Origin of the sequence: Pseudoalteromonas sp. D15MCD-2, from assembly GCF_038562745.1 — a bacterium.
GTDB lineage: Bacteria > Pseudomonadota > Gammaproteobacteria > Enterobacterales > Alteromonadaceae > Pseudoalteromonas.
In genome coordinates this window covers 1,831,335-1,856,869 of sequence record NZ_JBCFQE010000001.1, presented here as the reverse complement: position 1 = coordinate 1,856,869, position 25,535 = coordinate 1,831,335, and the positions used below count along the sequence as shown (strand labels likewise).

General features: G+C 38.4%; 26 protein-coding genes. 7 read left to right on the top strand and 19 right to left on the bottom strand.

Features of this window, described 5'->3' with window-relative positions; genetic code table 11:
• Window positions 1–26: 26 nt before the first annotated feature.
• The 13 genes from AADY36_RS08390 to AADY36_RS08330 all read right to left on the bottom strand — a co-directional run bounded on the left by AADY36_RS08390 (window position 27) and on the right by AADY36_RS08330 (window position 15,932).
• Window positions 27–1,484 carry a SpoIIE family protein phosphatase gene (locus AADY36_RS08390; protein WP_342408840.1) on the bottom strand — a complete coding sequence of 486 codons (1,458 nt, stop codon included), beginning with the start codon at window positions 1,482–1,484 and terminating at the stop codon, window positions 27–29.
• Between the two features lie 8 nt (window positions 1,485–1,492).
• Window positions 1,493–2,191 (bottom strand): AAA family ATPase, encoded by a 699-nt coding sequence (locus AADY36_RS08385; RefSeq protein WP_054561487.1) that lies wholly within the window; start codon window positions 2,189–2,191, stop codon window positions 1,493–1,495.
• Window positions 2,188–4,254 (bottom strand): SLBB domain-containing protein, encoded by a 2,067-nt coding sequence (locus AADY36_RS08380; protein ID WP_342408839.1) that lies wholly within the window; start codon window positions 4,252–4,254, stop codon window positions 2,188–2,190. The genes AADY36_RS08385 and AADY36_RS08380 overlap by 4 nt, the downstream gene beginning before the upstream one ends.
• A 1-nt stretch (window position 4,255) precedes the next feature.
• Window positions 4,256–5,113 carry an OmpA family protein gene (locus AADY36_RS08375; RefSeq protein WP_054561489.1) on the bottom strand — a complete coding sequence of 286 codons (858 nt, stop codon included), beginning with the start codon at window positions 5,111–5,113 and terminating at the stop codon, window positions 4,256–4,258.
• A gap of 8 nt (window positions 5,114–5,121) precedes the next feature.
• Window positions 5,122–5,442, bottom strand: coding sequence for an STAS domain-containing protein (locus tag AADY36_RS08370; RefSeq protein ID WP_342408838.1), 321 nt, complete (start codon window positions 5,440–5,442; stop codon window positions 5,122–5,124).
• Between the two features lie 185 nt (window positions 5,443–5,627).
• Complete coding sequence (locus AADY36_RS08365) at window positions 5,628–7,439, bottom strand: sugar transferase (RefSeq protein ID WP_342408837.1); 1,812 nt, start codon at window positions 7,437–7,439, stop codon at window positions 5,628–5,630.
• 9 nt (window positions 7,440–7,448) lie between these two features.
• On the bottom strand, window positions 7,449–8,528 hold the full coding sequence (locus AADY36_RS08360) for a glycosyltransferase (protein ID WP_055197159.1): 1,080 nt from the start codon (window positions 8,526–8,528) through the stop codon (window positions 7,449–7,451).
• On the bottom strand, window positions 8,525–10,000 hold the full coding sequence (locus AADY36_RS08355) for a GumC family protein (RefSeq protein WP_054561493.1): 1,476 nt from the start codon (window positions 9,998–10,000) through the stop codon (window positions 8,525–8,527). The genes AADY36_RS08360 and AADY36_RS08355 overlap by 4 nt, the downstream gene beginning before the upstream one ends.
• 168 nt (window positions 10,001–10,168) lie before the next feature.
• Complete coding sequence (locus AADY36_RS08350; protein WP_342408836.1) at window positions 10,169–11,305, bottom strand: glycosyltransferase; 1,137 nt, start codon at window positions 11,303–11,305, stop codon at window positions 10,169–10,171.
• Window positions 11,302–12,012, bottom strand: a complete 711-nt coding sequence (locus AADY36_RS08345; protein WP_054561495.1) for an acyltransferase — start codon at window positions 12,010–12,012, stop codon at window positions 11,302–11,304. The genes AADY36_RS08350 and AADY36_RS08345 overlap by 4 nt, the downstream gene beginning before the upstream one ends.
• Window positions 12,005–13,369, bottom strand: a complete 1,365-nt coding sequence (locus AADY36_RS08340) for an O-antigen ligase family protein (protein ID WP_054561496.1) — start codon at window positions 13,367–13,369, stop codon at window positions 12,005–12,007. Before AADY36_RS08340 ends, AADY36_RS08345 begins: the two co-directional genes overlap by 8 nt.
• A complete protein-coding gene (locus AADY36_RS08335; protein ID WP_342408835.1) occupies window positions 13,353–14,771 on the bottom strand; it encodes a lipopolysaccharide biosynthesis protein in 1,419 nt (472 codons plus the stop codon). The genes AADY36_RS08340 and AADY36_RS08335 overlap by 17 nt, the downstream gene beginning before the upstream one ends.
• 9 nt (window positions 14,772–14,780) lie before the next feature.
• Window positions 14,781–15,932: a glycosyltransferase gene (locus AADY36_RS08330; protein WP_239963705.1), complete on the bottom strand. Its 1,152-nt coding sequence runs from the start codon at window positions 15,930–15,932 to the stop codon at window positions 14,781–14,783.
• Between the two features lie 220 nt (window positions 15,933–16,152).
• Here AADY36_RS08330 and AADY36_RS08325 point away from each other — a divergent pair, with 220 nt between their 5' ends.
• Both AADY36_RS08325 and AADY36_RS08320 read left to right on the top strand, forming a co-directional pair.
• Window positions 16,153–17,070, top strand: a complete 918-nt coding sequence (locus AADY36_RS08325) for a glycosyltransferase family 2 protein (protein ID WP_055021345.1) — start codon at window positions 16,153–16,155, stop codon at window positions 17,068–17,070.
• Window positions 17,067–17,471, top strand: a complete 405-nt coding sequence (locus AADY36_RS08320; protein ID WP_239963704.1) for a response regulator — start codon at window positions 17,067–17,069, stop codon at window positions 17,469–17,471. The genes AADY36_RS08325 and AADY36_RS08320 overlap by 4 nt, the downstream gene beginning before the upstream one ends.
• On the opposite strand, the gene AADY36_RS08315 is transcribed toward AADY36_RS08320, so the two are convergent.
• The 4 genes from AADY36_RS08315 to AADY36_RS08300 form a co-directional block, all read right to left on the bottom strand.
• Window positions 17,444–18,358: an endonuclease/exonuclease/phosphatase family protein gene (locus AADY36_RS08315; protein WP_342408834.1), complete on the bottom strand. Its 915-nt coding sequence runs from the start codon at window positions 18,356–18,358 to the stop codon at window positions 17,444–17,446. The genes AADY36_RS08320 and AADY36_RS08315 overlap by 28 nt on opposite strands.
• Before the next feature lie 144 nt (window positions 18,359–18,502).
• Window positions 18,503–18,937 carry an acyl-CoA thioesterase gene (locus AADY36_RS08310; RefSeq protein WP_054561502.1) on the bottom strand — a complete coding sequence of 145 codons (435 nt, stop codon included), beginning with the start codon at window positions 18,935–18,937 and terminating at the stop codon, window positions 18,503–18,505.
• A 5-nt stretch (window positions 18,938–18,942) separates the two neighbouring features.
• Window positions 18,943–19,761, bottom strand: coding sequence for a M23 family metallopeptidase (locus AADY36_RS08305; RefSeq protein WP_054561503.1), 819 nt, complete (start codon window positions 19,759–19,761; stop codon window positions 18,943–18,945).
• On the bottom strand, window positions 19,754–20,611 hold the full coding sequence (locus AADY36_RS08300; RefSeq protein ID WP_342408833.1) for a 6-carboxytetrahydropterin synthase: 858 nt from the start codon (window positions 20,609–20,611) through the stop codon (window positions 19,754–19,756). The genes AADY36_RS08305 and AADY36_RS08300 overlap by 8 nt, the downstream gene beginning before the upstream one ends.
• Before the next feature lie 207 nt (window positions 20,612–20,818).
• Between AADY36_RS08300 and fabA the strand changes: the two genes are divergently transcribed.
• Window positions 20,819–21,334: a bifunctional 3-hydroxydecanoyl-ACP dehydratase/trans-2-decenoyl-ACP isomerase gene (gene fabA / locus AADY36_RS08295; protein WP_054553819.1), complete on the top strand. Its 516-nt coding sequence runs from the start codon at window positions 20,819–20,821 to the stop codon at window positions 21,332–21,334.
• Window positions 21,335–21,412: 78 nt separating this feature from the next.
• Here the strand turns inward: fabA and rmf are convergent, their stop codons facing one another.
• Window positions 21,413–21,583, bottom strand: a complete 171-nt coding sequence (rmf, locus tag AADY36_RS08290; protein WP_036968408.1) for a ribosome modulation factor — start codon at window positions 21,581–21,583, stop codon at window positions 21,413–21,415.
• Window positions 21,584–21,957: 374 nt separating this feature from the next.
• Here rmf and acuR point away from each other — a divergent pair, with 374 nt between their 5' ends.
• The 3 genes from acuR (at window position 21,958) to AADY36_RS08275 (ending at window position 24,151) form a co-directional block, all read left to right on the top strand.
• Complete coding sequence (acuR, locus tag AADY36_RS08285) at window positions 21,958–22,590, top strand: acrylate utilization transcriptional regulator AcuR (protein WP_055021350.1); 633 nt, start codon at window positions 21,958–21,960, stop codon at window positions 22,588–22,590.
• A gap of 61 nt (window positions 22,591–22,651) precedes the next feature.
• Entirely contained in the window at window positions 22,652–23,656 is a 1,005-nt protein-coding gene (gene acuI, locus AADY36_RS08280; protein ID WP_342408832.1) for an acrylyl-CoA reductase (NADPH), read from the top strand.
• A gap of 78 nt (window positions 23,657–23,734) precedes the next feature.
• Window positions 23,735–24,151 carry a VF530 family protein gene (locus tag AADY36_RS08275; RefSeq protein ID WP_055021352.1) on the top strand — a complete coding sequence of 139 codons (417 nt, stop codon included), beginning with the start codon at window positions 23,735–23,737 and terminating at the stop codon, window positions 24,149–24,151.
• Window positions 24,152–24,350: 199 nt separating this feature from the next.
• Here the strand turns inward: AADY36_RS08275 and AADY36_RS08270 are convergent, their stop codons facing one another.
• Window positions 24,351–24,590, bottom strand: coding sequence for a hypothetical protein (locus AADY36_RS08270; RefSeq protein WP_063529986.1), 240 nt, complete (start codon window positions 24,588–24,590; stop codon window positions 24,351–24,353).
• Between the two features lie 186 nt (window positions 24,591–24,776).
• Here AADY36_RS08270 and gloA point away from each other — a divergent pair, with 186 nt between their 5' ends.
• Window positions 24,777–25,307, top strand: a complete 531-nt coding sequence (gloA, locus tag AADY36_RS08265) for a lactoylglutathione lyase (protein WP_342408831.1) — start codon at window positions 24,777–24,779, stop codon at window positions 25,305–25,307.
• The last annotated feature ends 228 nt before the right edge of the window (window positions 25,308–25,535 follow it).

The window sequence follows — 25,535 nt, the reverse complement described above, 5'->3', positions numbered from 1 at the left end:
ATTTGACCGGTTTGTAAACTCAAACTTTAGTGTTTATTGATCACAATTAACGAGGCATCGTCTATTTCAGCAGTTAACTCAACTTGGCTTGCCTGCCAAAGTGCATAAGCAAACTCTTCACTTTGCACATTTTCGTCAGTTAATTTAGTAATAATTTGGTCTACATCGCTTAATTGCTGATTATCAAGCCAACCATCGGTGAATAATAAAATGTGTTCAACGTCATTTAAGTCATAACTATAATGTTGATAAACATGATCATCACTAAGGCCAAGCAAGGGATCAGTGCCGCTTAGCTGGATCAATTTACCATTTTTGGTTATCACACAGGGGGCTGGATGACCTGCGTTAAACCAGTGAAGTGTGTTATTTTCAATAAAACTTATTAGTAAAGTGACTAAACTAGTTTTACATAACCGCTGTTCATAAAGGGCTTGGTTCAAGGTTGTTAAAACATTTCTTATTGGTATTTCTGTCGCTAAACAGCCACTTAAAAAGCCCTTTATGGCAAAACTTTCTTTTAGTGCTGTTATACCGTGCCCCATCATATCGCCAATGATCACAGGTGCTTGCTGCTGGTGGGGATACATACAAAAATCTCCGCCATTTTGGCTGATAATGGAGCCAAAATTATAGGCATTAAACTCCCCTATTTTTTGCCTTGTTTGCATGCGCTCTTCGTTAATTAAATACTTTAATGCAGAAAAACGATGAACAATGCGCTCAATACTTTGTAATAACCGAGTTTTGCTTACGGGTTTTACTAAATAATCATCAACCCCTAATAGGTTTATACGTTTTATAAGTTCTTCACTGTCATCACCTGTCAGCATAACCACAGATAAATTAGTTTTTAGGTTAGATTGATTAAGCTTTTTAAGTAAAGGCTCACTTGTGCCATTTTTAAGTTTATGATCAAGCAATAAAATTGTTGCCCCAGAGGTGAGAATTTCTTGCCAACCCGATTCACTATCCTCACAGCAAATAACCTGAAAATGCTCAGATAAATAAGCATTCAGTAAAGCAAGTTGTGCTTTATCATCGTCTATGTAGATAAGCGTAGGTCGTTTATCGATATTGGTTAAACAAAAAGAAAATGTATTCTGTTGGCCAACAGTTTTATAACAAGCGTTTGGAAAGTAATGCTTTATAAGCGCCACCCCCATACCCCCTTCAACTAATTCACCACTGTCTAATTGCCACCCTGATGGTTGTTGATTAAATAAATCATAGCTTGGCATACTGTCTTTAAATTCAATTAGCAGCTGTTTATCGGGCAGTTTATGCATAGCAAACTGCACATGCATTGACGTTTCTTGGCTATGGCGTAACAGATTAGTTAGGTATTCGGTTGCTACTAACCCTGCTGCATCTATATCTTGATTTTTAACACTGATCGCCGTCAAAACATGTTTTAAAATATGGCGAATCTCACTGACTGTGGGCCAATCTAGACTAAATGATTTTTGATATAAGCAGTCCATACAGGTTCTCAATAAGGTAAAAACAACCAGCGCTGTTTAATAACTTTGTTTAATAAGTACTCTGTGAGTTTAGGCCATTTTGGTTGAAACGCTTTGAGCGTTTTCACGATGCGGCTACCCAATGGAGCAAACTGATGCTGCGCAACAACAATCTTTACGTTATTGACGCCTGCGTGTTCAAGATTTGCCATACCGTGACATAGAGCTTCTTCGTCGTTATAACCAAGCGATACCGTTAAAAATGTCAGTTCGGTACATAAACTAAGCGCATGCAGCGGTACATTGCCCCGATTACATTTAAGAGCTGGGCTCATATCTAAAAATATATAGTCATATTCTTGTTTTATGCGTTCTATTGCATCATTTAGTACGCTTTTGTTTTTCACCGATTCAAGCTCTTTAAGATGCGCCATGGTGAGCAGGTCTACCTGTTCAGTATTGATGATATTCAGCTGACACGAAATATCGCTGAAGCACCAAGATTCTGGTTTTTTTGGTTCATCAAACTTAAATGGATTTAACGGATTTAAGTCGATTATAAGTACTTTGGCGGCTTGCAAACTTAAGCGCTGTGCAACACTCGCACAAAGTGATGTAGAGCCTTCGTTGCCGGTTAACGAAATAAAGCAGATACAACGGGCTTTACTGTTATCTATTTCGTTACACACGGCTTCAAGTTCTTGGTATTGCGCTGGTATTAGTTTCATAAGCCCACCACTAAAGCTACAACAGTAATAAAATCTAAGAAGTTTGATTTAAACTGGCTCATTAAATCTTGGCCTTTGTCTGGTACATACAGGGTATCGCCAGCACGTAACACAGGGATATACGCTGAGTTAGGGTTTTTAACGAACTCTTCTAAATCAAATACACGAGACTGCTCTTTACAGCATGAATGATTTACCACCACGATTTTGTCGATAAGCGCTGAGCTTGATGGGCCGCCCGCTTCTGCAAGTACATCAAGTACAGTCATAGTGTCATCAAAGCTATAACGACCAGGCTTTTCAACTGCGCCCATGATGCGAACTACTTGCTCTTTTGGCGTACGTAACCAGTCTTTATCTTTTTCTGGGATATAGATGGTATCGCCCGGTAAAACGTGTGGAAATAAAGTTTCATCACCGGTTTCAAAATACAGTGCAAGGTTTAATTTGCTGACTCTTGCTGTATTGCCGTTACGATGAGTAATACGAATATTGCGTAAGTCAGCGTTATCTGTAGGGCCATCAGCAGCGGCTAAAATGTCGATAAAGTGCATATTAGTATTAAATGCATAGCGACCTGGTGAGCCCACTTGCCCCATAATGTAAATAGACTTGCTTGATTCTTGACGGATCCATTGAGACTTATTGTCTGCAGGGTCAACTGGTAACTCTTCAACAATAATGGTATCGCCAGCCATTAAATTTGGCAGTTCATATTTGCCCGAATCATTAATAGTGTATTGCTCTAAATCGAAACGTTTGGTCACCTCACCGTTTCTTACAATTTTAATATCATTGATATTGGCACCTTTAGTTGGGCCGCCGGCATGCGCAAGTAAATCGGTAAAGTCCATTTCAGGGCTCCACTCATAACGACCCGGAGATAAAATGGCTCCGATAATTTTGATGGCACGTTTTGGGGGTACTTTTAACCAGCTTTTTTCGTTTTGATCGGTTTTCTCTGGTACAAAAATCACATCGCCAGGGTTAAGGCTTGGCACTTTTACTGTAACTATGCCTTCGCTATAACCTTGTAAGTCAAATAAGATGCTTTCTCCTGCTGGAGTTAAGATTTTAATCTGACGAGTTTCTGCAAAACGGGTTGGGCCACCTGCATTAGCCAGAATATCTAAAAAGCTGGTGCTTTCGCCTGCTTCATAAGCGCCCGGCTTTTGTACTTCGCCCATGATATAAACTGTTCTTGAAGTGGTATTTACATCATCAACCATGATAGGCACATAAATAGTAGAACCCGCTTTTAGCTCTGGCATAGTGTCGTTATTAGGTTTATCTAAATATGCTTTTAAATCGAACACGACTGGGGTTTTATCAACGATAACGCGAATTTTGGTTACATCTGCATAGCGGGTTACACCCTCAGCACGCATTAGCGCATCAAGTACACTCATGTTTTCTTTAAATGAAAAGCTACCAGGATTGTGCACCTCGCCAAGCAAAGTAATAGCACTGTTATCACTTGCATCACCTGATGCACTTAAGGTTTGTGCATCAAAGTCAATTTGTACGTTACCTAACAGCGGAGACACAGGCACAAAGACCGTGTCAGCGCTTTGTAATGCAGGTAATAAATCAATGTTGCCTGAGTCTAAGTAGGCTTTATAGTTAAACTCAATCATCTCGGTGCCACGGCGAATTTGTAAACGGTCTAGTTGAGCGCCTGGTTTTAAGCCGCCTGCACGGGCGATGACCATTTGAATGTTGCCATCTTTAGGAATACTTACTTGTGATGGGTCGTTCACATAGCCCATAACATTGATAAAAATATCTCGTGAATGAATTTCGACATAAAAGTCATCCATCGCCACATACATTTCACTTAATGCTGTGCGTAGCTGGCTTTGCACATCATCTAGCTGTAAGCCTGCTACTTTAAAACGACCTAGCTCTGGTAAGGTAATAGCACCTTCTTTATCAACTTCAAACGGTTCGCTAAATTCAGCTTCGCCTGGTAGGTATAAGTAAAGTTTATTACCGACTTCAATCTCTTCTGCGAAAGTAGGTAACGCGATTATAAGTAAGCAAAGTAAGATTAACTGTTTCATGTTATTGCTCCTTAGGACCATTTAAGATTTTGGTCCAGCTGGATAATGCATGTTTTTGTTTAGTGGCTTTATCGTCACTCATGTCGATAATAATTGCCTCTACTCGTCTATCTGAATGACGTTTTGAGCGTGAGTCAGGTTCGTCGCTGTACGGTGTTAGACTACCTTGCGTTAAGGTTGTTATTGTTGCTGGGTTTACACCATAAATACCTAGCCAGTGTTTTACTGTTTCGGCACGCTTAAGTGCTAACTCATAGTTGTTTTGTTGCTGACCACTAATGTCAGCATGACCAACAAGCAGTAAGTTAACCTCATCAACTTGTTTAATTAAGTCAGCCGCTTGTGCTAAACGTGTGATGTATTTAGGAGTAACCTGAAAATCATTTAACGAAAACTGGTTATCACTATTTAAAAGCTCAGTGATCTGGTCTTTAAGTGATGCTGTCATGTTTTTTTCAGTATCAGTAACGCCTGCACATTGGCTCATCGCATTAACAGTTTCAAAGTGCTTCGCAAGCTGATTTAAACCGTGATAGTGAATAAGTAAATCATGCTCAGCATCAGACCACATTTGCGCTGCTATTAGGCGTCTTATACGGTTTTCGTATATTTGTGCTTTTAGCAATTGCGCTGGCATACATTGCTGTATCCCTTGTGCTTTTAATAAATCTAACTTTAAAACATGATGTTCAAATTCGCTTAGCACCACGGTTTCTTGTGTGTCGTAAATCATCTCGTGTTGTTCATCAGTAAGCGGATAATTTTGATATTTTTCAGCCCAGCCTCCTTGCCCCTCATCAGGCCAAGAAGCACATCCACCAAGCGTTAGCAAAATGATTGTAAATAGTATGTGCTTCATAAATCACCTCACGCGATATCAGCTTGTTCGATAAATGGAATCGTCTTATCAACTCTTAATAGACTCATTAATTTGTGTGGTTGCCCAGACACATTAAGCAGTGATAGTTTTTGCCCTTTTTTCTCAATCCGTTTGTATAGGAACACCATGGCACCAATGCCAGATGAATCAATAAATGTAGTAGAGCTAAAATCGAGTACCACACTTTGCTGTTTGCCGTGTGCAACTTCTTCAAACTGATCTTTAAAGCCATCAACGGCTAGACCAGAAAAGTCACTAGGTAGTGAAATTAGTTTGGTATTGTTAGAAAATGATGTGTTGTTAGCCATGATCTTCACCTTAGTTAAATTGGTTAGTCATAGTAACTAGTACAACTAAAATGCCAGTTTATAAGGTGTTGAAATTTAAAGGTTAAATGATGGGGCGATGCATAATGCAATTAACTTTTTACTGTTAATTTGCATTATGCAACGTGATTTGCTTAATTTATTTGGTAAAAAGACGTGGATTGGTATCACTGCCCTTTGCCAGTAAAGATAACTTGTAATGTTTTAATCACAATTGAGAACTCAAGCTTCGCCCAAGCACGCGGTGATGACATACTCAGTGAATAGGCGTAATCCCAGCCAATTTTACTGCGTGCATCGTCAATGGTTTCATCGTAGCCGTTCATCACTTGAGCAAGACCAGAAATACCTGGTTTAACCCCGTAAGTACGCTGGCAAAAATAAGGAATGTCTTTTTCTAATTTACCATAAAACACAGGGCGCTCTGGTCTTGGGCCAATTAATGACATCTCACCTTTAAGCACATTAATTAATTGCGGAAGTTCGTCAATTCGTGTTTTACGCATAAAGCGCCCTACTGCCGTTATTCTTGGATCATCTTTACTGGCCCACACAGCACCAGAACGTGACTCAGCATCAACCACCATAGAGCGAAACTTATAAACATAAAATAACTCAACGAAGTCATCTGAGCTTTCACCCACTCTAAGTTGCTTAAAGATGATAGGACCTTTAGATGTAAGCTTTATAGCCAGTGCTGCAATTAAACAAACAGGCCAAACTAGACTTAGTGCAAATAAGGCACCTGCAATATCTAAGCTTCTTTTGATGACTTTAATAACAGATTTGGTTTGTGCTTTACTCGCAGATTTTACACGTTGCCAAGGGGTGTCGAAGTAACCTTGTTCATAACGAATGATCCCCCAAAGTGCTAAAAAGTAGCTATTTAAGATGTAATTAACTTTATCGACGATAGGAATGCGTCTTTTAAAAGCGAATATAGTTTTAACCGCTTGCAGTGTGTGAAGCGATAAAATGCCTGTAGCAATCAATTGTGACCATACAGATTGCGTGACGATAGCTTCTATAAATACACAAGCATAAATACAGGCTAAAATAATTGGCATAACCCCACGTAATACTTTGTGCGAGAAAAAGTTCATACAAGTCCAACCTAAACGCGGGTTAAGTAATAAAAGCAGCGCTTTTATTTGTTGCCAATTACCGGCACCTAATCTTACTCGGCGTTTATAATCTTCACTTTGCTCATCGCATTCGCGCTCGTAAATGACTACGTCTTCATCGACAATGGCTTTACCACCTTTACTTAAAGCTTTCATTGATAGCACGAAGTCGTCGTTAATGGTGTTTTTTTCTAATTCATTTGCATACTGAGCGCGCATTGCAAACATTGCCCCAGGTACGCCAATCACAGCGCCAAGGTTTGACTCGGATTTTTTCACTTGGTTTTGGTACTGCCAGTAGGCTTTTTGCGCATCTGGTGCATTTTCATCTAAGGTGTAAACACCTGTCGAAATTGCCACTTGCGGATCACTAAATTGCTTAGCTACTTTGTTTAATGCATCAATACTCAATAAAGCACTAACATCAGTGAACAGTAAAATATCATTGTGATATTTTGCCATCCCCATCAAGGTATTTAACCCTTGTACTTTCCCTTGGTTTTCATCACGATGGTGAAAATAGCACTGCACGCCTTGCTTATGTAATACCTGCTGTGCTTTAAGAGCTTGTTGATAGCTTTTATCGGTGCAACCATCAAAATAAACATGAATAGAATAATGATGAGTGTCATAAACTAGTGATGCTAAGTTATAAAGCTTTTCTGCAATATGCTGTTGTTCATTGTAAGCACACATCAAAACAGCAATATTCGGTGTGTAGCTGTCATCAAAAACGGTTTGCTTGCTTGGTTTTTGCTTTTTGCTTGCAACACACTTTAGTAATAATGGGTAGCCAATATGATGATACGCAGCAATACACATTAAAATGATAAATAATGTAGTAAAAATAGTCATGGTTGGCTCCTACACTGCTAATGCAGAATATAAATTATCGTATTTACTACTCATGGTTCTTGCATCAGCGACTGCAATAGCATGATGACGAATGCAAAGACCATGTGGCAGTTTACATGCTCTCAAAATAGCCGGTGCAAGCTTGTTAAACTCGTTCAAAGACACAAGCTCACCTTCGTTATCGGTGACAACTTCATGAATTCCACCTACATCAGACGCTACAACTGGAATACCACATGCCATGGCTTCAATAATCGATAATGGCAAACCTTCACGCTGTGAATACAAACACATCACGTCGATACTCGAATAAAAGGCTCGCATATCGTGAACGTTGCCTAAAAAGTGCACACGCTCGTTAAGCCCTAAATTACGTACCAAATTCATTAAAATGACTTTTAGATCGCCATCTCCAGCAAACACCATATGGTAATCTTCAGGTAAGTAATGCAATGCATGAATAAGATCTTTGTGTCCTTTACCTTCAATTAACCTTGCAGCACAGCCAACTAGCTTAACTTTGTGGGGTAAATTGAGCTGATTTCTGGCGGTTGATTGATTAATTGCGACAAAATTATCGCAATCTATACCATTTAAAATGGTGCGCTCAGGAATAATTGCTGTTTTAGCTCTAAATTCATCAGCAACAATACGTGCATCTGCGACCCAATAAATATTCGTTAACGAGTTAAGTAACTTAGTGAAAGTACATTGCTTAACGTTATTTAAATACCAGGCATCATGAATTGTTGATATATGACGAACCGAATCACCGGTCAACGCACAAGCAAGGCCGGCATAAATAACAGGACCAACATGATGACTGTGAATAATATCGATATCATGCTCTTTTATTAATGCCTTTATCTTTGCGATAACAGAAATACTCACGCCTGGTTTTTTGTTTAAACAAATAACTCGATGGCTATATTGTTCAAGCTCTGGCCATTGCTCAAACGCAGATTGCCTGTTTCCTTCAAGAGAAACAATAATACTCGAGCTACTAAATTGACTATTTTTGAGTAAAGTAATTGCCATTTTTTCTAGGCCACCTACTTGTAGGTGTTGAACTAAGTGCATGACATTCATGATTTATCTCCTTCAATATTACCGAAGTTAGTTTCGGCATTGACGATAGGAAGTACTGTTACCACCTCTGCGCTGGTAAGTTTTTCGATGGTTTTAATATCTTTTAAGTGACTGTCACAAAGTGCAGCAACAAATACGCTTGCACTACCTGTGAAAATCCCAAGCACAATGCCAACGATAACGGTCATCAGCATTGAGGTATTGATAGGTTGTGTTGGGCTATAAGCTCGCTCGATAGTTTTAACTTTGTCAGGTCCTTCGTATTTAACTAATTTGCCCGTAACTTTGGCCATTTCGTAACGGCTAAGCATATCTTTATAAAGTGACTGTTTAACATCGTAATCACGCTCTAGTTTACGTAATTGTTTTTCTACATCACTGGTAACTAACAGACGTTCACTGACTAGCTGAACTTGCTCTTCGAGCATTGCAAATTCTTGTTCTTGCTGAAGTAAATTATTACGGGCCTCTTCAAGCGCAAGAAGTTGTGAAACTAAAACGCTGCTCTCTTTACCATCACCAGAAGGAAGCGTATTAACCATTTGCCATAACTGATCAAGATTCGTTGTGTCTAGCTCTTCACTAGATGCTAACAGCGCCTGTTGGCGGCTTTTTAAATTTGCAAGGGTGCGTTTTTTCTCGATAATTTTGCTATGTTTATCGGTATAGCGTGTTCTCAAAAGACTTAACTCTGATTCAGTACGAATTATCTTTTCTTCTAAATTGCCTAAAATTGGATTGGCTTGCCCTACTTTACTCACTAAGGCATTCAGTTTTGCTTTAGCCCCTGAAAGAGCAATCAGCTTTTGTTGTTTTTCACTTAGTAAGCTGTCGAAGGTTTGGCGATTGCTATGTAAAACATCGGGTAAGGTGTTACTGTTTTTGGTTTTAAAATCAGCAAGTGCCTCTTCAGATAACTCAAGTTCTTCGCGTAAACTATCCAGCTGCTTAAAGAAAAACTGCTCAGAAGTATCAAGTGATGCCTTTGTTGGTGCTAATAAACGTTCAATAAATTTTTCTACCACCTTTTCAAGCACTGGCTTCATTTGTGATTGGTCATGCCAAATAAAGTTTATGCGGACCAGCTCATCACCAATTAACGAAAGTGATAACGCTTTAGATAGTTTTTGATGGATTTCTTCAACTTGCTTTGGCGTAGCATCTTCAGCTATTAATTGGGTTTCTTTTGCTACTGCAATAAGTACCTTGCGGCTTATAACTAAGGTACGCAGTGCTGCCATACGGTCAGAAAGCTGAAACGAGAAAGACAGATCATCTAAGTAAGGATTAAGTAGTGCTGACTCTTCAATTAAGATGGTAGCGTGATTGGTATATTGTTTTTGAGCAGATAAACCAAGTGCAATGACGACGATTGGCACAATGCAAAACGGAATAATAAAGAGCTTAATACGCGTGTAAAGCGCATAAAGCCCTAAATAAATTAACCGTTTGATCTGCTCTTTAACTAACATACTTTACCTTTTGCTTTGCATTTTGCGAAATTGCTCGGTTTTAATTTGCAAATTGATAAAAACAACCGAGATTTCTATAGATAGTTAGTTAATTGCAGTTAATGAGCCAAAATGAAAAAGCCGCATCTTGTAGCGATACAAGATGCGGCTTTGGGTTGAAAGGTTTATTTAGCAAAACCTAAGTTGTTTACAGACTAGCTTGGCTTTTGCTTGCCAGCTATGATCACTTGCCTGCTGAGATTGGTTGGCTCGCCAATTTAAGTTGTTTGATTTACTTAGGCTTACAGCATAGTCTAATCGCTCAATAAAGCCCTGGTGGTTGTCTGCTATTAATATGGTCTCTTGGTACGGATTAACCGCAGCAAAGCGTGTTGTAACAATTGGTGTGCCTGTGGCTATGTATTCTTTTAATTTAAGTGGATCACAGGCCCTGATCTGCTCATTATCAACAAATGGCAAGATAGATACCTGCCAATGCTGAGAAAATGAAGCTAAACGATCATGCTCTACAGCCGGTATATGGGTTACATTGTCTAACTTGAGTAGATCAGAGAAGTCTTCGACAAGGTGGCCTATCAATACTAATTGGTACTCAGGCCTTTCTTTGGCTAGCTTCAACAATAAGGCTTTATCAAGCCAAGCATTCAAGGAACCATAAAACCCAATAATAGGTTTGCTTATTTGCTCAAGTTCAACGGCTTTTGTGGTTTGCACGGTAAAAAGTTCTAAATCGACACCATGAGAAAGCATTTTAACTTTAGATTTAGGCATTTTGTTGGCAAGAAACTCACTCACAACATAGATGGTGTCAGCTTTTTCGATAAGGTCACTTTCAAAAGGCGCGACCATTTTATGATCAACCCCCGCAAGTGCAGAGAAGTCATCACCACAATAATAAATTACCTTATCTTGATCCCGCGGTGAAATTAGACTAATTGCAGTAGGCACACTAAGCCAATAAACAATTGGCTCATCATCTATGAAACCTTTTCGATTAAAAATCCATTTATTAAATAGCCTTACTATAACGTTATCGTGCCAGGGTAAAACCGCTAATGTGTGTGATGTTAAATTAATGTTTTGGCTAGTATTCGTTGTTTTAGCATTTGACCCTGTGCGCTTTGATAAAAAAAGGCTTTTTAATTTATTAAAAACTCGTTTCACATCAATCAAGCGAAATGTTGGTTTTCGCATACCAATCGAGTTAATCCAAATAACATGATGTTGTTTTGATAGTTGTTTAAATAGGTGCTGTGTACTACTTGGGTGACTTTGCCAGTCTTCACCGAATACAATAAATTTCATAGCGTCCCCTCCAGCTGTTTAACAATTTTTGCTGGATTGCCAGCAACAATAGTATTTGCTGGGACATCTTTAGTAACTACCGCGCTTGCAGCAACTATAGCACCCTCGCCTATTGTTACACCTGCAAGCACAGTTGCGCCGGTGCCTATCCAAGCGCCTTGTTTGATAATGATATCGCCAACTTGGCATTCATCATCAGGCTCACCAAGAGCACGTCTTTCAGAGTTTAGAGGGTGACCAGGAAAACCAGCTAAAAATACCCGACCTGCAAGGCGAACATCATCTTCTAAAACAATTTTTCGACCAACAGAAAACGCATTTTGCCAACCAATATCTACATTACTGCCAATTATAAGTTTGGGTGTGTTATTACCATGACTACGCCCACAAAAAGTACTGATGCCACTAATTCGTGTGTTGTCATTACAGCTAATTTCAAGTTTTCCTAAAATTTGCGGCATACCAGAATATAGGTATAAATTTGCTTTTGAGCCCTTGATTTGGCTTTTAAATAGTGGTGTGTAATAAAAAATGCGCCCTAGCTCACTCACTACTGTTTTAACCAATAAATGCAATTTATATATAAATGAATGAATACCTGGGATAACCCACATTTGCGGATTGCGAATCGATTTCGCAAATTGAAAAAGTGATTTTGCAAATGGGCTGTCACTTGATTTAAGCCATTGTTTAATATTTTCACTCATGTGAGCTCTCCCTTTGTTTATCGATTACAAGCTTTTCTAATGCAATAGTTAAAGCAAGAATGATATAAATAGGCCATGTAAATGCCTGAGTTAAAAAGGTGCCTGACACCATAAAGCCAATTAGGCCGCCCTTTAGAGCTTTCGCATTTACATCTATTTGTTTGTCATTAATCTGTTTATTCATTAAGAACACACGGTTCAAGGTGCGATAAATACAGGCAATCACTAATACAAAAATGCATATTCCTACGATGCCCGTTTCACCTAATACCTGAAACCACGTACTGTGTACTGCATGATTCTTGCCATCCCAATGTGGGCTGTAGAAATAGTAATTAACGACAAAGTTATTAACCCCAACCCCTGTTAATGGATTATGTATTGCCATATTGATTGCAGCTTGCCATGCGTAAATACGGCCCATAGCAGATTCATCAACACCGCCCTCATGGGAGCCGCCACTTTGTCTATCTGCAATACCTGCAAAAGCAACCATGGCTAACATGCCCACGGCACCAATGCAGCCGACCACTACAGGATTTTTAACTTTCTGGTAAATAAAGAAACTAAGTACAGCAGCAATGCCAAGTAAGCCTCCTCGGCTTTGTGTTGCAATAACACCGCTGATTGCGATAACTAAGCAAATAAATGCAATGATGCGTCTAAATTTATGGGCACTTGAATCAAATACTTCAGCAGCTAAAAAAGACACGGGAAACATCATTACAAGTGATAAATCGTTAGGATCACCAAGTTGTGAGCGAAGTTCTCGCGAAATAGTGACGCGGGTACCTTCTACAAGGCCAATACCATTCATTTTGTTACTCAGGGCAACTAAAGCAATGGCGGCACCTGAGATCATGATGCCAATTCTAACCACATTAAAATGCTTTAATGTGCTCATCCACCACGAGATTGCAAATACCATAATGAGTACTTTTGTTAGTACACCTGACCAGTACTCCATCGCTAAACCCCGATTTGAGGCACTAAAAACGCAAACAGTCAGCCAAATAAACCAAACAAAAAATATCAGATGATTGGTATGCCAATGTGGCTTTAATTTTTGTGAGATAAACAGGTGCCAAGCTATTCCCAATAGCGACGCAAGCGCGAGTAACTTAGGAATTTTAAAAGGCATTAAAAAAGGAAAAGCTTCGTGTAATCTAAAGTAGCTAAATAAAATAAACAAAATTATAAAAGCCACACTTACCTTTACTGCAGTGAAAGCGGCAAAAGGTAATAGCAGCAATGCAAATACTGCTATCGGGCCCAAAATGGCATAGGTAACAACCACAAGTAAGGTTACTAAAATGCCATTAATGAATAACTGATTTTGTTTATAGTAATTGAGCATAGTGATGCTCCTTCATTAAGCTTTTTATTACTTGCTTAATTAATGCTCTATATTGATAAGCCATACCAACAATATAGATAAAACATACAATCCATTTAGCCAAACTTAGTTCGCTAAACAGTAAAGTGATCAGTGTTATAGAGCCTAATGCTAACCAGCTTGGTATTAATGCTGCAAAATTTAGCTTTAGAGGTTCGAAATGCTGACTAACTGAGTAAAGGCAAACTAATTTAAAACTTTGCATAATGATTAGCGCCAAAATAGCGCCTTCAACACCAAGTTTTGGCACTAAAAAGTACAGCAGGCTAAGGCCTAAAAGTGCCGTAAAGAAATTTATAATTGATACAAACACACCATTTTTATGCATGTAGCAACCAATATTAAAAATATCGCTGTGATGGCGTATGGCAACAACAATAATCAACAGAATCAGCCAGCTATCTTTGCCATGGTATTCAGCAGGAAGTACTGAGTTTAATGCGATTGGTGCCAATAAACTCATTAAAACACACATAGCTAAGCCTGCATTTAATGAGGTTATTGCATAATTTTGATATTGCGTTTTATCTTGCTTAATTAAGCTAAAACGTTTGGCGAACCACCAAAGCCTAATCGGCTCAAATGTGAACGAAGTTATAATGGCAAATTGCGCTGCAACGTAATAACTCGCTAAAACACTCTCGTTAAATTCGGCAACGATAAACCAGTTTTCAGCCCCATTACCGGCATAAACAAACAAACCTGATGCGATAATTGAAGTTAAGAATACAGTCTGTGATTTTTTTATTCTCCAGCTAAAGCGAGAATAGCTCACTTTAAGTGCACTTCGCATATCACTTAAGGTTAAACACATAATAATGAACGTGCAGACAACACCTGAAACCATTACACCGGTTACATTAAAACCAAGAAATAACAAAGTGATTGTTAAACAAGTTTGTATGACAGCATGCGCAATACTATAAAAACAATACTTTTGCGCGTAACCAAATAACCGGTAGTAGGTGTACGGGATAGCAAGTACCGAGGCAAAAGTTAAATTTAAAATAAGTAACCTAAAATCAATCACCTTTATTTGCGCAGGTAAGGTTGCAATAATTTGCTCGCTAAATATAAAGCTACAGCCTAAAAAAAGCGCACTAAAACAGATTGTTAATACCAGAGAGTCTCTAAATAACGCCATTTTTTCACGAAAAGATGGGTACTGTTGTTTTAGTAGTAGCTCAGGTAAACCAAGAGAAACCACTAAAGAGCATAGCGCTGACATGGTTACTAAGAAGTTCAGCTCACCAAACTCGCTCTTCTCTAAAAAGCGAGTTGTAATTGGTAAAAGTAAAAAGCCAAACCCTTTTACTGCAAAAATAGCTAAAGCAAAGTAACCAATTTGTTTTAAGTTACTCATAAAAGCTCCCTATAAAGATTCAACCCATTTGGAAAGTTGCTTAGCTTGCTTAACTGCGTTGTAATGCTCGTTAACATGTTGCTTAGCATTTTGACCAAGTAGATAACGCTTATGTGGAGATAATTGGTGAAATTTATAAAGCATTTTGCTGAGTCCTGAGATACTACCTGGCATACATTTCATACCAACACTTGGGGTTACAATTTCGTTTGCTCCCATTAAGGTGGTTGTGAGAACAGGAAGGCCACAAGCCATGGCTTCTTTTAAAACTAACGGGCCTGTATCACGGTCGCCATTTTCTGCGACACAAAAAGGGGCGATAAGCGCAGAATAGTAAATCAGGTTTGAGCTAACCCAGTCATGAGGTTTTTCGCCTAGAAAACGGATAGATTTACGAATACCAAGCTCTTCAGCCATATACATTAAATCGTTAAGCATTGGCCCGTCCCCTACTATATCTAGGGTTATACCAAACTCTTTTGGAATATGCTTAAGTGCCGGTAATAGGAATTGCAGCCCTTTCTTTTCGACTAGACGACCGATAAAAATTAAACGAACAGATTCATTTAGGGAGGATGGTACAAACTTAAATTGGCTAGTATCGATACCACAATGCAACAATTTAACATTGCTCTTCGAAAAGCGTTTAAATTGCATAGCCATTTCTTCACAAACCGCTATTGAAAAATCACAAAGAGCTAATTTGGGTTTTAAGTCTGCGTTGTTTACGTAAACATCATGGCCATGACCAATAGAAGATACTGTAATGTCTGCAAGTTTTGCCGCAACGATACCGTATGCAAGAGGCCCATGCATAAAATGGCAATGTAAATGATCTATCTTTGCAGCTTTTATATAACGTGCAATTTGATAACCATAAGCAAGCAAGGATTGTGTTGAAATTGATTTAAATTGAGCTGCAGTATGCGTTGCCCTTGCTAACTTATAAATGTTAAACATAAAAGGTAAGATTGATTTAAAAGCAGGCTTAGTGATTTTTTTAACTTCAATGGCACTGGTTAAGTTAATCATCACACTGGTTTTTTCAAATGTAAGAACTGTCACCTTATGCCCTGCATTTAGAAGAGCTTTAATTTCCGTTACAACAAATGTTTCAGATGCAATTGGAAAGCTTGGAACCAAAATAGCAATGTGCTTCATAAAAACGCTCCTATAAAAACTGTTATAAGAGCTATGGCAAGTTCCATACCCAGCAAAAAAACCGAAATATTCCCGAATTGAGATAAAAAATTACCGAAGATTTGCAAAATGCAACGCACAAAGAGAAAAGGCTGAGTAATTTCACAGAAAATACAGATTTAAAGCTGGCGTCTAAATTGCGTATCCTTTACTACGTGAAGAAATGCTATTGGAGCATATTATGAACAGCCAAGTCAGTATTATCATTCCTAACTACAACTGTTTGCAGTATCTAGATACCTGTATTAACAGCATTTACCAGCAAAAAAATGTTAATTTCGAAATTATTATTGTTGATGATGGTTCTACAGATGGCAGTAAAGAATACCTTGAGCAACTTGCTGCTGACAAAAGTGAAGTACGCATATTTAGCCAACAAAGAAAAGGCGTTGTCGCTGCTCGTAACCTTGCAATTACGCAAGCAAAGTCAGAGTACGTAGCTTTTTTAGATGCAGATGATTATTGGTCAGCCGATAAACTTGCAGCTCAGTTAGCATTTCATAAAAAACATCCAGACTGTGTTTTAAGTTTTACTGACTACATGCATTTTAATGAAAACAACGAAGATATAATTGGCTGTTTTGATTATTGGCCCGAATTTAAATGCAATAAAGAAAACACAGACTTCCAGTTTCTAGATAATCCAATAAGCCAAATGATCACAACCAATATCGTTGGGACTTCGTCGGTCATGGTTAAACGTTCAACCATTGTTGATGTGGGTGGTTTTGACAATAAGTTAAGTAGCGCTACCGATTTAGATTGCTGGTTAAAAATAGCAAAAAAAGGTTATGTAGGTTATTCAACGCTGTGTGCAATGCACTATCTAATGCGTGCTAACTCTATAACATCAAATAGAGAAAATAGACTAGCGGCTATGGTTGAAATTATTAATCGTAACCAATCTGTTGTATCAAACAATGAACTTAAAAAAATCAAAGCACGTTTAAGTGAATGTTATGGCGAGTTCTATCGTGAACTTGGTCAGTATTCAAAAGCACTTATGTATTCGAATAAAGCCTTTTGGCTATTCCCTCATAAACGAAACTTTAAACATATGCTCTATGACTTGAAGCACTTATTTGGAGCACATTCATGAGAAAAAACATTGTAATCATCGATGATGATGAAGCAATTTTAAGGTCGCTAAAACGATTATTAGGTACTAATAACCATGTAATTTGTTTCAGCGACCCTCTATCGGCAATTGAGTATGCGAAACAGTACCCAATTAGTTTAGTCATTTGTGATCTGTTGATGCCTGCAATCAGTGGTTTTGCTGTTTTAGAGGACATTAAATTGCTACAGCCGAACTGCTCTCGCCTTTTGATTACCGGCTATGCAGAGCTAGAAGCTTCTAAAAGTGCGCTTAACAATAATATAGCTAATATGATTACCGCAAAACCTTGGGATAACTTTGAGCTAACTATGCTTGTTGATATATTAATTGAAAATAGTCACCTTAAATTTAATCAATCCGTAGAAAATGTGAGTTCATAGTGCAGCAGTTTGTGGTCGCTGCCGTTTACAGAGTTAACACCAACATTAGATAAAGAAACATCTTCACTCACTAAACAATGATCTATTGGTAAACCCAAAACTTTTAAATCACTTAGCTGGTTTTTTAAAGACCAAGATGTATAAAAACCTGCGTGATTAAAACAACTGCTTTTAATACTCATAAAGTATCGTGACCAAGGTACTGTATTAAAATCACCAGCAACTAACCAACTCCCCTTTAACTTTTTAATTTCTGAAGCAACTTCACTTAAAACTAAGTTTCTCTGACTCCACAAATTTTGAGTTCTAGGTGATGGAGGATGTAAAAACACACTATTTAACATAACGTTATTATGTAAAAAGCTAAGCTTTACGTAGCCAAGCTTAGGATTATCAAAGCGTTTAATTTGCCTTTGTACGATTGGAAGTTTTGATAGAACAATAATGCCAAATGGCGCCCCTTCAACTTCAGCATAACCAAATAAATGATATTTAGAGTTTAGCTCATCAAGCACATGCCGCTGCGTATCATTGAATTCAAACAGTACTAAGATATCATTTTGCGCATTTATAAATTGGCTAGTGATGATATTTGCTAAGTTAGGGTTACTATATTGCAAATTTACCTGGGCGATTTTGATATCTGTGTTTTGAGTCGCTTCAGGTGATGAGTAAGGTTTAAAATGAAATAGTACTAAGCAAATACTTAGAGCAATTAAACTGAGAGATAGTTTTTTGTTCCACCACAACAAAAAAAATGCAGGTAAAAAACTACATACAATCAGCAACCCTCGTAAAGCGGCCGCCAAATCGAATAAGTAACCATCGAATTGATTAAATGCTAACACTAATATAGCTATATAACAGAATAAAAATATTAAACGCATCGCTCCCCTCCTCTGATAACTTATAGCTGCATATTTTGTTCCTTGCTGAGATATGCTTAAATCAAATATAGTATGATGTGTTCTTATTATATATTAAATTAAGCACCCGAAGGTACTTAATTTATTTAAAACTTACTGTAAGTCTTATTCGAATCCGTTGATCATTTTGTCGCACACTACCGGAGTTGGTCTGTGGTTATCATCAACAGCAACAAACGTAAAGCTACCCGAAATAGCTAAGTGTTTATCGTCTTTGTGCATTGTTTCTAAGAAGATTTCAACATCTACTTTAAGGCTAGTATTACCTACGTGTACAACTTTAGAAATAAGCTCTGCAAATGTACCAGCCGGAATGGCCTCTTTAAAATCAACACGGTCAGACGAAATCGTTACAAGTGGCTTACGGCAAAAACGTGTAGCAGCAATAAACGCTACTTCATCCATCCATGCCAACGCGTCACCGCCAAACAAAGTATTGTGGTGGTTAGTACGGCCAGGAAAAACTGTTTTTGTTACCGACGTTGTTGAGTCAGCAATACGCTTTGCAATAATAGCGTCACGATCGATTTGTTGTGTCATAGTCTCTACTTTTTATTAGCTAATGTGTCTTGCATCATTAGCGCAGGGTCAAGGCGTTCATTTTTCCAATTAAAACGCCAGTCTAAATGTGGGCCAGTTACGCGGCCGGTCGCACCGATCTCGGCAATTTTATCGCCACGCTTAATTTCGTCACCTACTTTTACATCTAATTTGCTTAAATGAATATAAGTAGAGGTAACACCATGGCCATGGTCAAGAATCAGGGTACCACCAGAGTAATATAAGTCAGCATCAGCAAAAACAACTGTGCCGCTCACTGGTGCATACACTGGGCTACCCGTTTTATTAGCAATGTCTAAACCAAAGTGCGGGCGGCGAGGTTCACCATTAAAGTAACGCTGGCTACCATAAACACCTGAAATGCGCCCCGTTGCCGGCTTATAAACAGGGTCTAAAAAGTACCTTAAGTCAGAATTGACTTGCCTAGCTTTACGTACAGCTACAGCTTCACGGCTAATACGCTCAGACACTTCTTTAGGTGGCGAAACATATTTTTTTGCTACACCGGTGATTTTATCAATTTTGTAATCACGCTTAGTGATCACAATTGCTTGTTCGTGGCTTACACCAGCACTATCAACCCAAGAAAGGCTATGATTTGTCTTGGCATCACGACCAAAGCCAAATACAAACTCACCATTTGTTGAAAGCTTAAGAGGCTCACCATTGAAGCTAACACTTTTAGCGCCATCAATTTGGCCTGTTACTAAACCGCCTTGAGTTAAATGTCCTTTTAATTCAACAGCACTTGCAGTTAAAGAAAACAATCCTGCAAATGCTGCTATAAATAATCCTTTACGCATAACTGATTGACCCCTTGCCAACCCCTTCGTAAGCTGTAATTTTAACTTCTGAATCAGGGTATTGGTTTTTAACTTGTGAACTTAAGTAGTCTGCAATGCACTCAACCGTAGTATCGCAAGGTAAAATGTCACAGCGTGATTTGTCTATCGCCATTTCAAAATAGCCCTGCTGTGATGTATAAGCAAAGCACACATCGTTCTGTTGTGCAGTTACATGCTTAAGGTCTGATTTATTGATTTCATCTTCAGCTGTTGCTAGATAAATGTCGTCCCATTTATCTGCCCACTCTTTTTGTAAGCGAGGCATAGCCATACCATCAAGGCTAATACCAATCTGAGAGCGATGACCATGAATAATACGCTGACAATTACCATCGTGCTTTTTAAGACCATGGCTGTAATGATAATAAAAACTTTGGCTATGCTCTGGGTATAAATTAATTTCAATCTTTTCGATGTTGCTAGGGAGCTCAGGCATAATAGTTTTAATTAAAAACTCAGTTACAGATTTTTCATCAATAACATCAGCATCGATTAAACAGTATGCTTGGTTAGGAGCACTCATAGCTAAGTGATAATTATCACCAAAGTGACAATCTAGCACGCTGTGCTCAGCATGCTGTTTTAGTGAACCGTTTAGAGAAGCTGGCACAGCAAGTTTATGGTCGATACAGTTATCAATAATGCCCTTGATTTGCTTTTTAACTAAGCCAAAATCAAGCACCATCGACTCATCATTTAATTGACCGTGCAGAGTTAAATCCACAATCCAGCTCTCGCCAACTGCGCCGCGTTTATTACACAAGTAAGAAAAATCAATCACTGTCAGTGAGTTTACAAAAAGGATCATAAATTTCCTTTAGACTGGTTAAAGAATCACAGCAATTATAATGATTTTTACTTCACAATGCGCGGTTTTATCTCCCTTTATCAGCGACAGTTTAATTAAATGGTCATAAAACAAGCTAAAAATAGCAAATAATTAACTGCTCCGAGTTGTTTAGCGTACAAGTGTACGCTAAAGTACGGGGCAATTTCTAAGCGATGAATGAGAGTTATGGAACCTAAAAACAGCTATACAAAAGAAGAATTGGTCCTTTGCGGTCAAGGTGAAATGTTCGGTGAAGGCAACTGTCGTTTACCAAGTGACAACATGCTAATGATGGACCGCATTATCTCTATCACTGCTGATGGTGGTGAGCACGGTAAAGGCCAAATCGTTGCAGAACTAGATATCAACCCTGATCTTTGGTTCTTCGACTGTCATTTTAAAGGTGACCCAGTAATGCCTGGTTGTCTTGGTCTTGATGCTATGTGGCAATTAGTTGGTTTCTTCCTAGGTTGGTCTGGTGGTCCAGGTCTTGGTCGTGCACTTGGTGTAGGTGAAGTTAAATTCACAGGTCAAATCTTACCAACAGCTAAAAAAGTAACTTATCGTTTAGACATGAAGCGTGTTATTAAACGTAAATTATTCATGGGTATGGCTGATGGTACTGTAGAAGTAGATGGCCGAGTAATCTATGAAGCAAAAGATCTTAAAGTAGGTCTTTTCCAAGATACATCTGCGTTTTAATCTTTAATTTAAGATACAAAATAGCAGATACAAAAAAGCCCCTAGATGGGGCTTTTTTGCGTAAATAAGGTGCCTATATTAAGTTTTAAACATGTTTCGGTTTTCAATGGCTTCTCGCCAGCCACCTAACCACTCAGATTTAGGGTCGATTTGTTGATAAGGGCATTGTTCTTTGGAACGGCCTGCCAAGCCTGCTTTATAACCTTGAGAATGAGCTCTTTCTAAACGATCTCTTTTCTGTCTCTTCATAGGTAATATCCTCACCTTTTTATATTTATAGATATGTAGCGAAATTGACATCTACATTTAATGAATAGTTAATAAAACTGTTAAATTCAAATAGCAAAAAGCAATTAAATAAATTGACAATAACTAACGTGCTGATGCTCAAATGAATTAACATTTTAAATGACTAAGTGGTCGTACCTCTTTAACTAAAACCATCTATTAATACACTTAAATTCAGCTAAAAACGATACAGCTCTTTTAGCTTCATTATTTGTGACCAAGCCAATTTCGGCAAAGTTCCCAATTAAATTGTAATCATGACAAATTTATGATGATTACAATTTAGTCAATTTAATGCTTGCATATTAAAAACCGATCGGTCTAATATAGTCGGTATGGAAACAAATAACTCTGTGCCAAGCCGTCGTGGCAGGCCACCAAAAATAGCGCGTTCAAATGCAGATACCCGTGCCCTGTTAATTAATACGGGGCTAGCTGTATTAACCGAAAAAGGCTTTAGTGCAACGGGTATTGATTTAATCTTAAAATCAGCTCAGGTACCTAAGGGCTCTTTTTATCATTACTTCAAAAGCAAGAATGATTTTGGCTTAGCACTCATTGATGCTTACGACAGCTATTTTCAGGCAAAGTTAAAACGCCACCTAAACAACGATTCAACAACCCCTCTTGAGAGGATTGTGCTATTTGCCAATGACGCCAAGCAAGGCATGGCAAAGTTTGAGTTTAAACGCGGCTGCTTAATAGGTAATTTAAACCAAGAAATCAGTCACCTTGATGAGCCTATGATTGACCGCATAAAACAGGCTTACGCCAACTGGCAAGCTTTAATCGAGCAATGCTTAGTTGATGCTAAGAAGCAAAAGCAAATTCCTCAATCATCAGATTGCAAAATGCTTGCTGAGTTCTTCTGGATTGGCTGGGAAGGCGCAGTGATGCGCTCTAAACTTGATAAATCAAGTGAACCGCTTACCCTTTATACAGCACAATTTTTACGCTTAATTTTATAAAGCCGTTTAAATACGGTTTTATTTTAACCATTAAAAGACGATCGGTCTAAAAGGAGTCAACATGACAACATCAGTAAAATCGGTAGTTATAAACAAAGATGATCAAGGCTACCGTGCCGAATACACAGACTTTCCTGTAGAAAGCATCCACCAGCAAGATGTAAATATTGATGTTGACTACAGTACATTGAATTACAAAGATGCCCTAGCCATTACAGGTAGAGGACCTGTGGTAAGAACATTTCCTATGATCCCCGGGATAGACCTTGCAGGTACAGTAACAGACTCTAAAAGCGATGAATTTAAAGTAGGTGATAAAGTTCTGTTAAATGGCTTTGGTGTTGGGGAAAAATACCTAGGTGGTTTGAGTTCAAAAGCGTCTATGAGTGCTGATTGGATCATCCCCCTCCCTGCTAATTTAACACCAAAACAGGCTATGCAAATTGGTACTGCAGGTTATACGGCAATGCTGAGTATCATCGCTTTAGAAAAACAAGGTATCACACCCCAAAGTGGCGAAATTCTTGTTACCGGTGCTAATGGCGGCGTGGGTAGTTTTGCTATCTATTTATTAAATAAACTAGGTTTTGATGTAGTTGCGACAACAGGACGAATGAACGAAGCAGATCACCTTGAAAAATTAGGCGCAAAACGCGTTTTATCTCGCGAAGAATTCTCAGCACCTGGGAAACCACTCGCTAAAGAGCAATTCGCTGGCGCAATTGATTCTGTGGGTAGCCACACCCTTGCAAATGTGTGTGCATCGATTAAATACGGTGGTGTTGTAACAGCGTGTGGTTTAGCACAAGGTATGGACTTTCCAGCAACGGTAGCGCCGTTTATCCTTCGTGGCATTAGTCTAATGGGTATAGATAGTGTAATGCGCCCTAAAGCTGACCGAATTGAAGCATGGCAACGTCTAAGTGAGTTAGTTGAAGCTCAGTACCTCGATGCTATTTCGCAAGAAATTCCACTTTCTGAAGCCGTTGCAAATGCAGAAGCCCTATTAAAAGGTGAAATTCGCGGCCGTGTAGTGGTCAATTGTAAAGAATTAGCTCGAATATAAACATTCTTAGCAAGTTAGCTATAAAACTAGGGTAAAGGCAATTATACTTACCCTAGTTTTGTAATACCGGACAGTCTAATGAGTAATAAAGAAATTTTCAGCAATAACCCACTGCAAGGTGTTGGTATCGAGCAAGTAGTGACAGAGCTTGTCGAACAATATGGCTGGGAATTACTCCACGCCTATATGCGTTTGAACTGCTTTAAGAATAACCCAGATGTAAAATCTGCGGTTAAGTTTTTACGTAAAACCCAATGGGCACAAGAAAAAGTAGAGAACTTTTATTTGTATCGTCTCAAAAATTTACCACGCCCAGATGATGTAAACTATGAATTACCGCCGCGCGATCGTGTGATCCCTGCTGATCAAAAACCAGGTGAACCATGTGAGTTAAGTTTTACTGACGCTAAACGTATTCACGCTAAAAAAGAAGCCAAGCAAAAAGCCCGCACCCGTAAACAACGTTCAAGTGCGAGTAATCCTTGGGGTAATTAAGCTTTAGCTCTGAGCTATAAGCTGTTAGTTGAAATAAGCCGCCTTTAAGGGCGGTTTTTTATTTGAGTTAGCAAGTTAGCAAGTTAGCAAGTTAGCAAGTTAGCAAGTTAGCAAGTTAGCAAGTTAGCAAGTTAGCAAGTTAGCAAGTTAGCAAGTTAGCAAGTTAGCAAGTTGAGAATTGAAGGGTTACCTAAATACGTCAATCATTTCTTGATTCTTTTATAATTCGATATCTAAATTCTGATAAATAACCAATTATTGTCAGCAAGAAAGCAGAGTTGAAATCACCAGCAATAAGCATGTCAAAAAGTCCACCTTCACGTGTCAACCATAAAAAAGCAATGATACAGATAGACATAGTCCACAAAACCTTTGGAGTGCTGGCGTATTCACCAAAGAACCGTTGTGAAAAGCTTCTTTTATTTTGCAAATCTTCCATAATGTGCTCGCTATTCCATTTGTGCGTTAGTTCAAAAACTCCGTTACCTATCTTCAAATTATAGCACCATGATTTTTAACTTACCATAGTACAAAGGGCTCATAGTTTATCTGTTATTAATCGAAGCGTAACTTGAATATGTTAGACTGAGTTAATCATCATTAATGTAATTAAAAAAGGATGTGTATGTCTAACTACAACGAATCACCTGAACAAATCGCAAATGCAACGCAAGATTTCGTGATGCAACAAACAATGTTGCGCATTAAAGATCCAAAGCCTTCTTTAGATTTCTATCAAAATGTTTTAGGCATGAAGTTACTGGGTAAATATGACTTCCCTAAAATGGAGTTTACGCTGTACTTTTTAGGTTATGAGCAAGAAATGCCAAAAGGCACAGATAAAGAAAAAGCACAGTGGGTGTTTCGTCGCCCTGCTCTTATCGAGCTTACACACAATTGGGGCACAGAAAACGACGACAGTTTTGCTGGTTACCATAGTGGTAATGATGAACCAAAAGGCTTTGGTCATATCGGTATTAGTGTGCCAGACGTATATGCAGCATGCGAGCGTTTTGCAAGATACGATGTTGAGTTTGTAAAAAAACCAGACGATGGCTCTATGAAAGGTCTAGCCTTTATAAAAGACCCAGATGGTTATTGGATAGAGATACTTTCTGCTGAAGGGATCACTGAGATAATTGAAGAGCATAAGTAAAAGCCAATTACCCACAAACCTGCTATTTAGCAGGTTTTTTAATTTACGCTTTTGATATGTAGTAGTCAGTGTTTGTATGTTTTGCATTAGCAAGTGAATGTCAGGCTCTATAAAAAGCTTTTTATTTGAAATGAATAAAAAACACTGTAACTTTTAGCGAGTAGCCATCGTTTTTTAAATACACTTATAATTAAAGAAAGTGCCAAGAAACATCATAACAAGGGCCAT

Bases quoted from the DNA above. Each gene is read 5' to 3' on its own strand.
- AADY36_RS08390 (WP_342408840.1), bottom strand. From the start codon at position 1,484: ATGGACTGCTTATATCAAAAATCATTTAGTCTAGATTGGCCCACAGTC.
- AADY36_RS08385 (WP_054561487.1), bottom strand. From the start codon at position 2,191: ATGAAACTAATACCAGCGCAATACCAAGAACTTGAAGCCGTGTGTAAC.
- AADY36_RS08380 (WP_342408839.1), bottom strand. From the start codon at position 4,254: ATGAAACAGTTAATCTTACTTTGCTTACTTATAATCGCGTTACCTACT.
- AADY36_RS08375 (WP_054561489.1), bottom strand. From the start codon at position 5,113: ATGAAGCACATACTATTTACAATCATTTTGCTAACGCTTGGTGGATGT.
- AADY36_RS08370 (WP_342408838.1), bottom strand. From the start codon at position 5,442: ATGGCTAACAACACATCATTTTCTAACAATACCAAACTAATTTCACTA.
- AADY36_RS08365 (WP_342408837.1), bottom strand. From the start codon at position 7,439: ATGACTATTTTTACTACATTATTTATCATTTTAATGTGTATTGCTGCG.
- AADY36_RS08360 (WP_055197159.1), bottom strand. From the start codon at position 8,528: ATGAATGTCATGCACTTAGTTCAACACCTACAAGTAGGTGGCCTAGAA.
- AADY36_RS08355 (WP_054561493.1), bottom strand. From the start codon at position 10,000: ATGTTAGTTAAAGAGCAGATCAAACGGTTAATTTATTTAGGGCTTTAT.
- AADY36_RS08350 (WP_342408836.1), bottom strand. From the start codon at position 11,305: ATGAAATTTATTGTATTCGGTGAAGACTGGCAAAGTCACCCAAGTAGT.
- AADY36_RS08345 (WP_054561495.1), bottom strand. From the start codon at position 12,012: ATGAGTGAAAATATTAAACAATGGCTTAAATCAAGTGACAGCCCATTT.
- AADY36_RS08340 (WP_054561496.1), bottom strand. From the start codon at position 13,369: ATGCTCAATTACTATAAACAAAATCAGTTATTCATTAATGGCATTTTA.
- AADY36_RS08335 (WP_342408835.1), bottom strand. From the start codon at position 14,771: ATGAGTAACTTAAAACAAATTGGTTACTTTGCTTTAGCTATTTTTGCA.
- AADY36_RS08330 (WP_239963705.1), bottom strand. From the start codon at position 15,932: ATGAAGCACATTGCTATTTTGGTTCCAAGCTTTCCAATTGCATCTGAA.
- AADY36_RS08325 (WP_055021345.1), top strand. From the start codon at position 16,153: ATGAACAGCCAAGTCAGTATTATCATTCCTAACTACAACTGTTTGCAG.
- AADY36_RS08320 (WP_239963704.1), top strand. From the start codon at position 17,067: ATGAGAAAAAACATTGTAATCATCGATGATGATGAAGCAATTTTAAGG.
- AADY36_RS08315 (WP_342408834.1), bottom strand. From the start codon at position 18,358: ATGCGTTTAATATTTTTATTCTGTTATATAGCTATATTAGTGTTAGCA.
- AADY36_RS08310 (WP_054561502.1), bottom strand. From the start codon at position 18,937: ATGACACAACAAATCGATCGTGACGCTATTATTGCAAAGCGTATTGCT.
- AADY36_RS08305 (WP_054561503.1), bottom strand. From the start codon at position 19,761: ATGCGTAAAGGATTATTTATAGCAGCATTTGCAGGATTGTTTTCTTTA.
- AADY36_RS08300 (WP_342408833.1), bottom strand. From the start codon at position 20,611: ATGATCCTTTTTGTAAACTCACTGACAGTGATTGATTTTTCTTACTTG.
- fabA (WP_054553819.1), top strand. From the start codon at position 20,819: ATGGAACCTAAAAACAGCTATACAAAAGAAGAATTGGTCCTTTGCGGT.
- rmf (WP_036968408.1), bottom strand. From the start codon at position 21,583: ATGAAGAGACAGAAAAGAGATCGTTTAGAAAGAGCTCATTCTCAAGGT.
- acuR (WP_055021350.1), top strand. From the start codon at position 21,958: ATGGAAACAAATAACTCTGTGCCAAGCCGTCGTGGCAGGCCACCAAAA.
- acuI (WP_342408832.1), top strand. From the start codon at position 22,652: ATGACAACATCAGTAAAATCGGTAGTTATAAACAAAGATGATCAAGGC.
- AADY36_RS08275 (WP_055021352.1), top strand. From the start codon at position 23,735: ATGAGTAATAAAGAAATTTTCAGCAATAACCCACTGCAAGGTGTTGGT.
- AADY36_RS08270 (WP_063529986.1), bottom strand. From the start codon at position 24,590: ATGGAAGATTTGCAAAATAAAAGAAGCTTTTCACAACGGTTCTTTGGT.
- gloA (WP_342408831.1), top strand. From the start codon at position 24,777: ATGTCTAACTACAACGAATCACCTGAACAAATCGCAAATGCAACGCAA.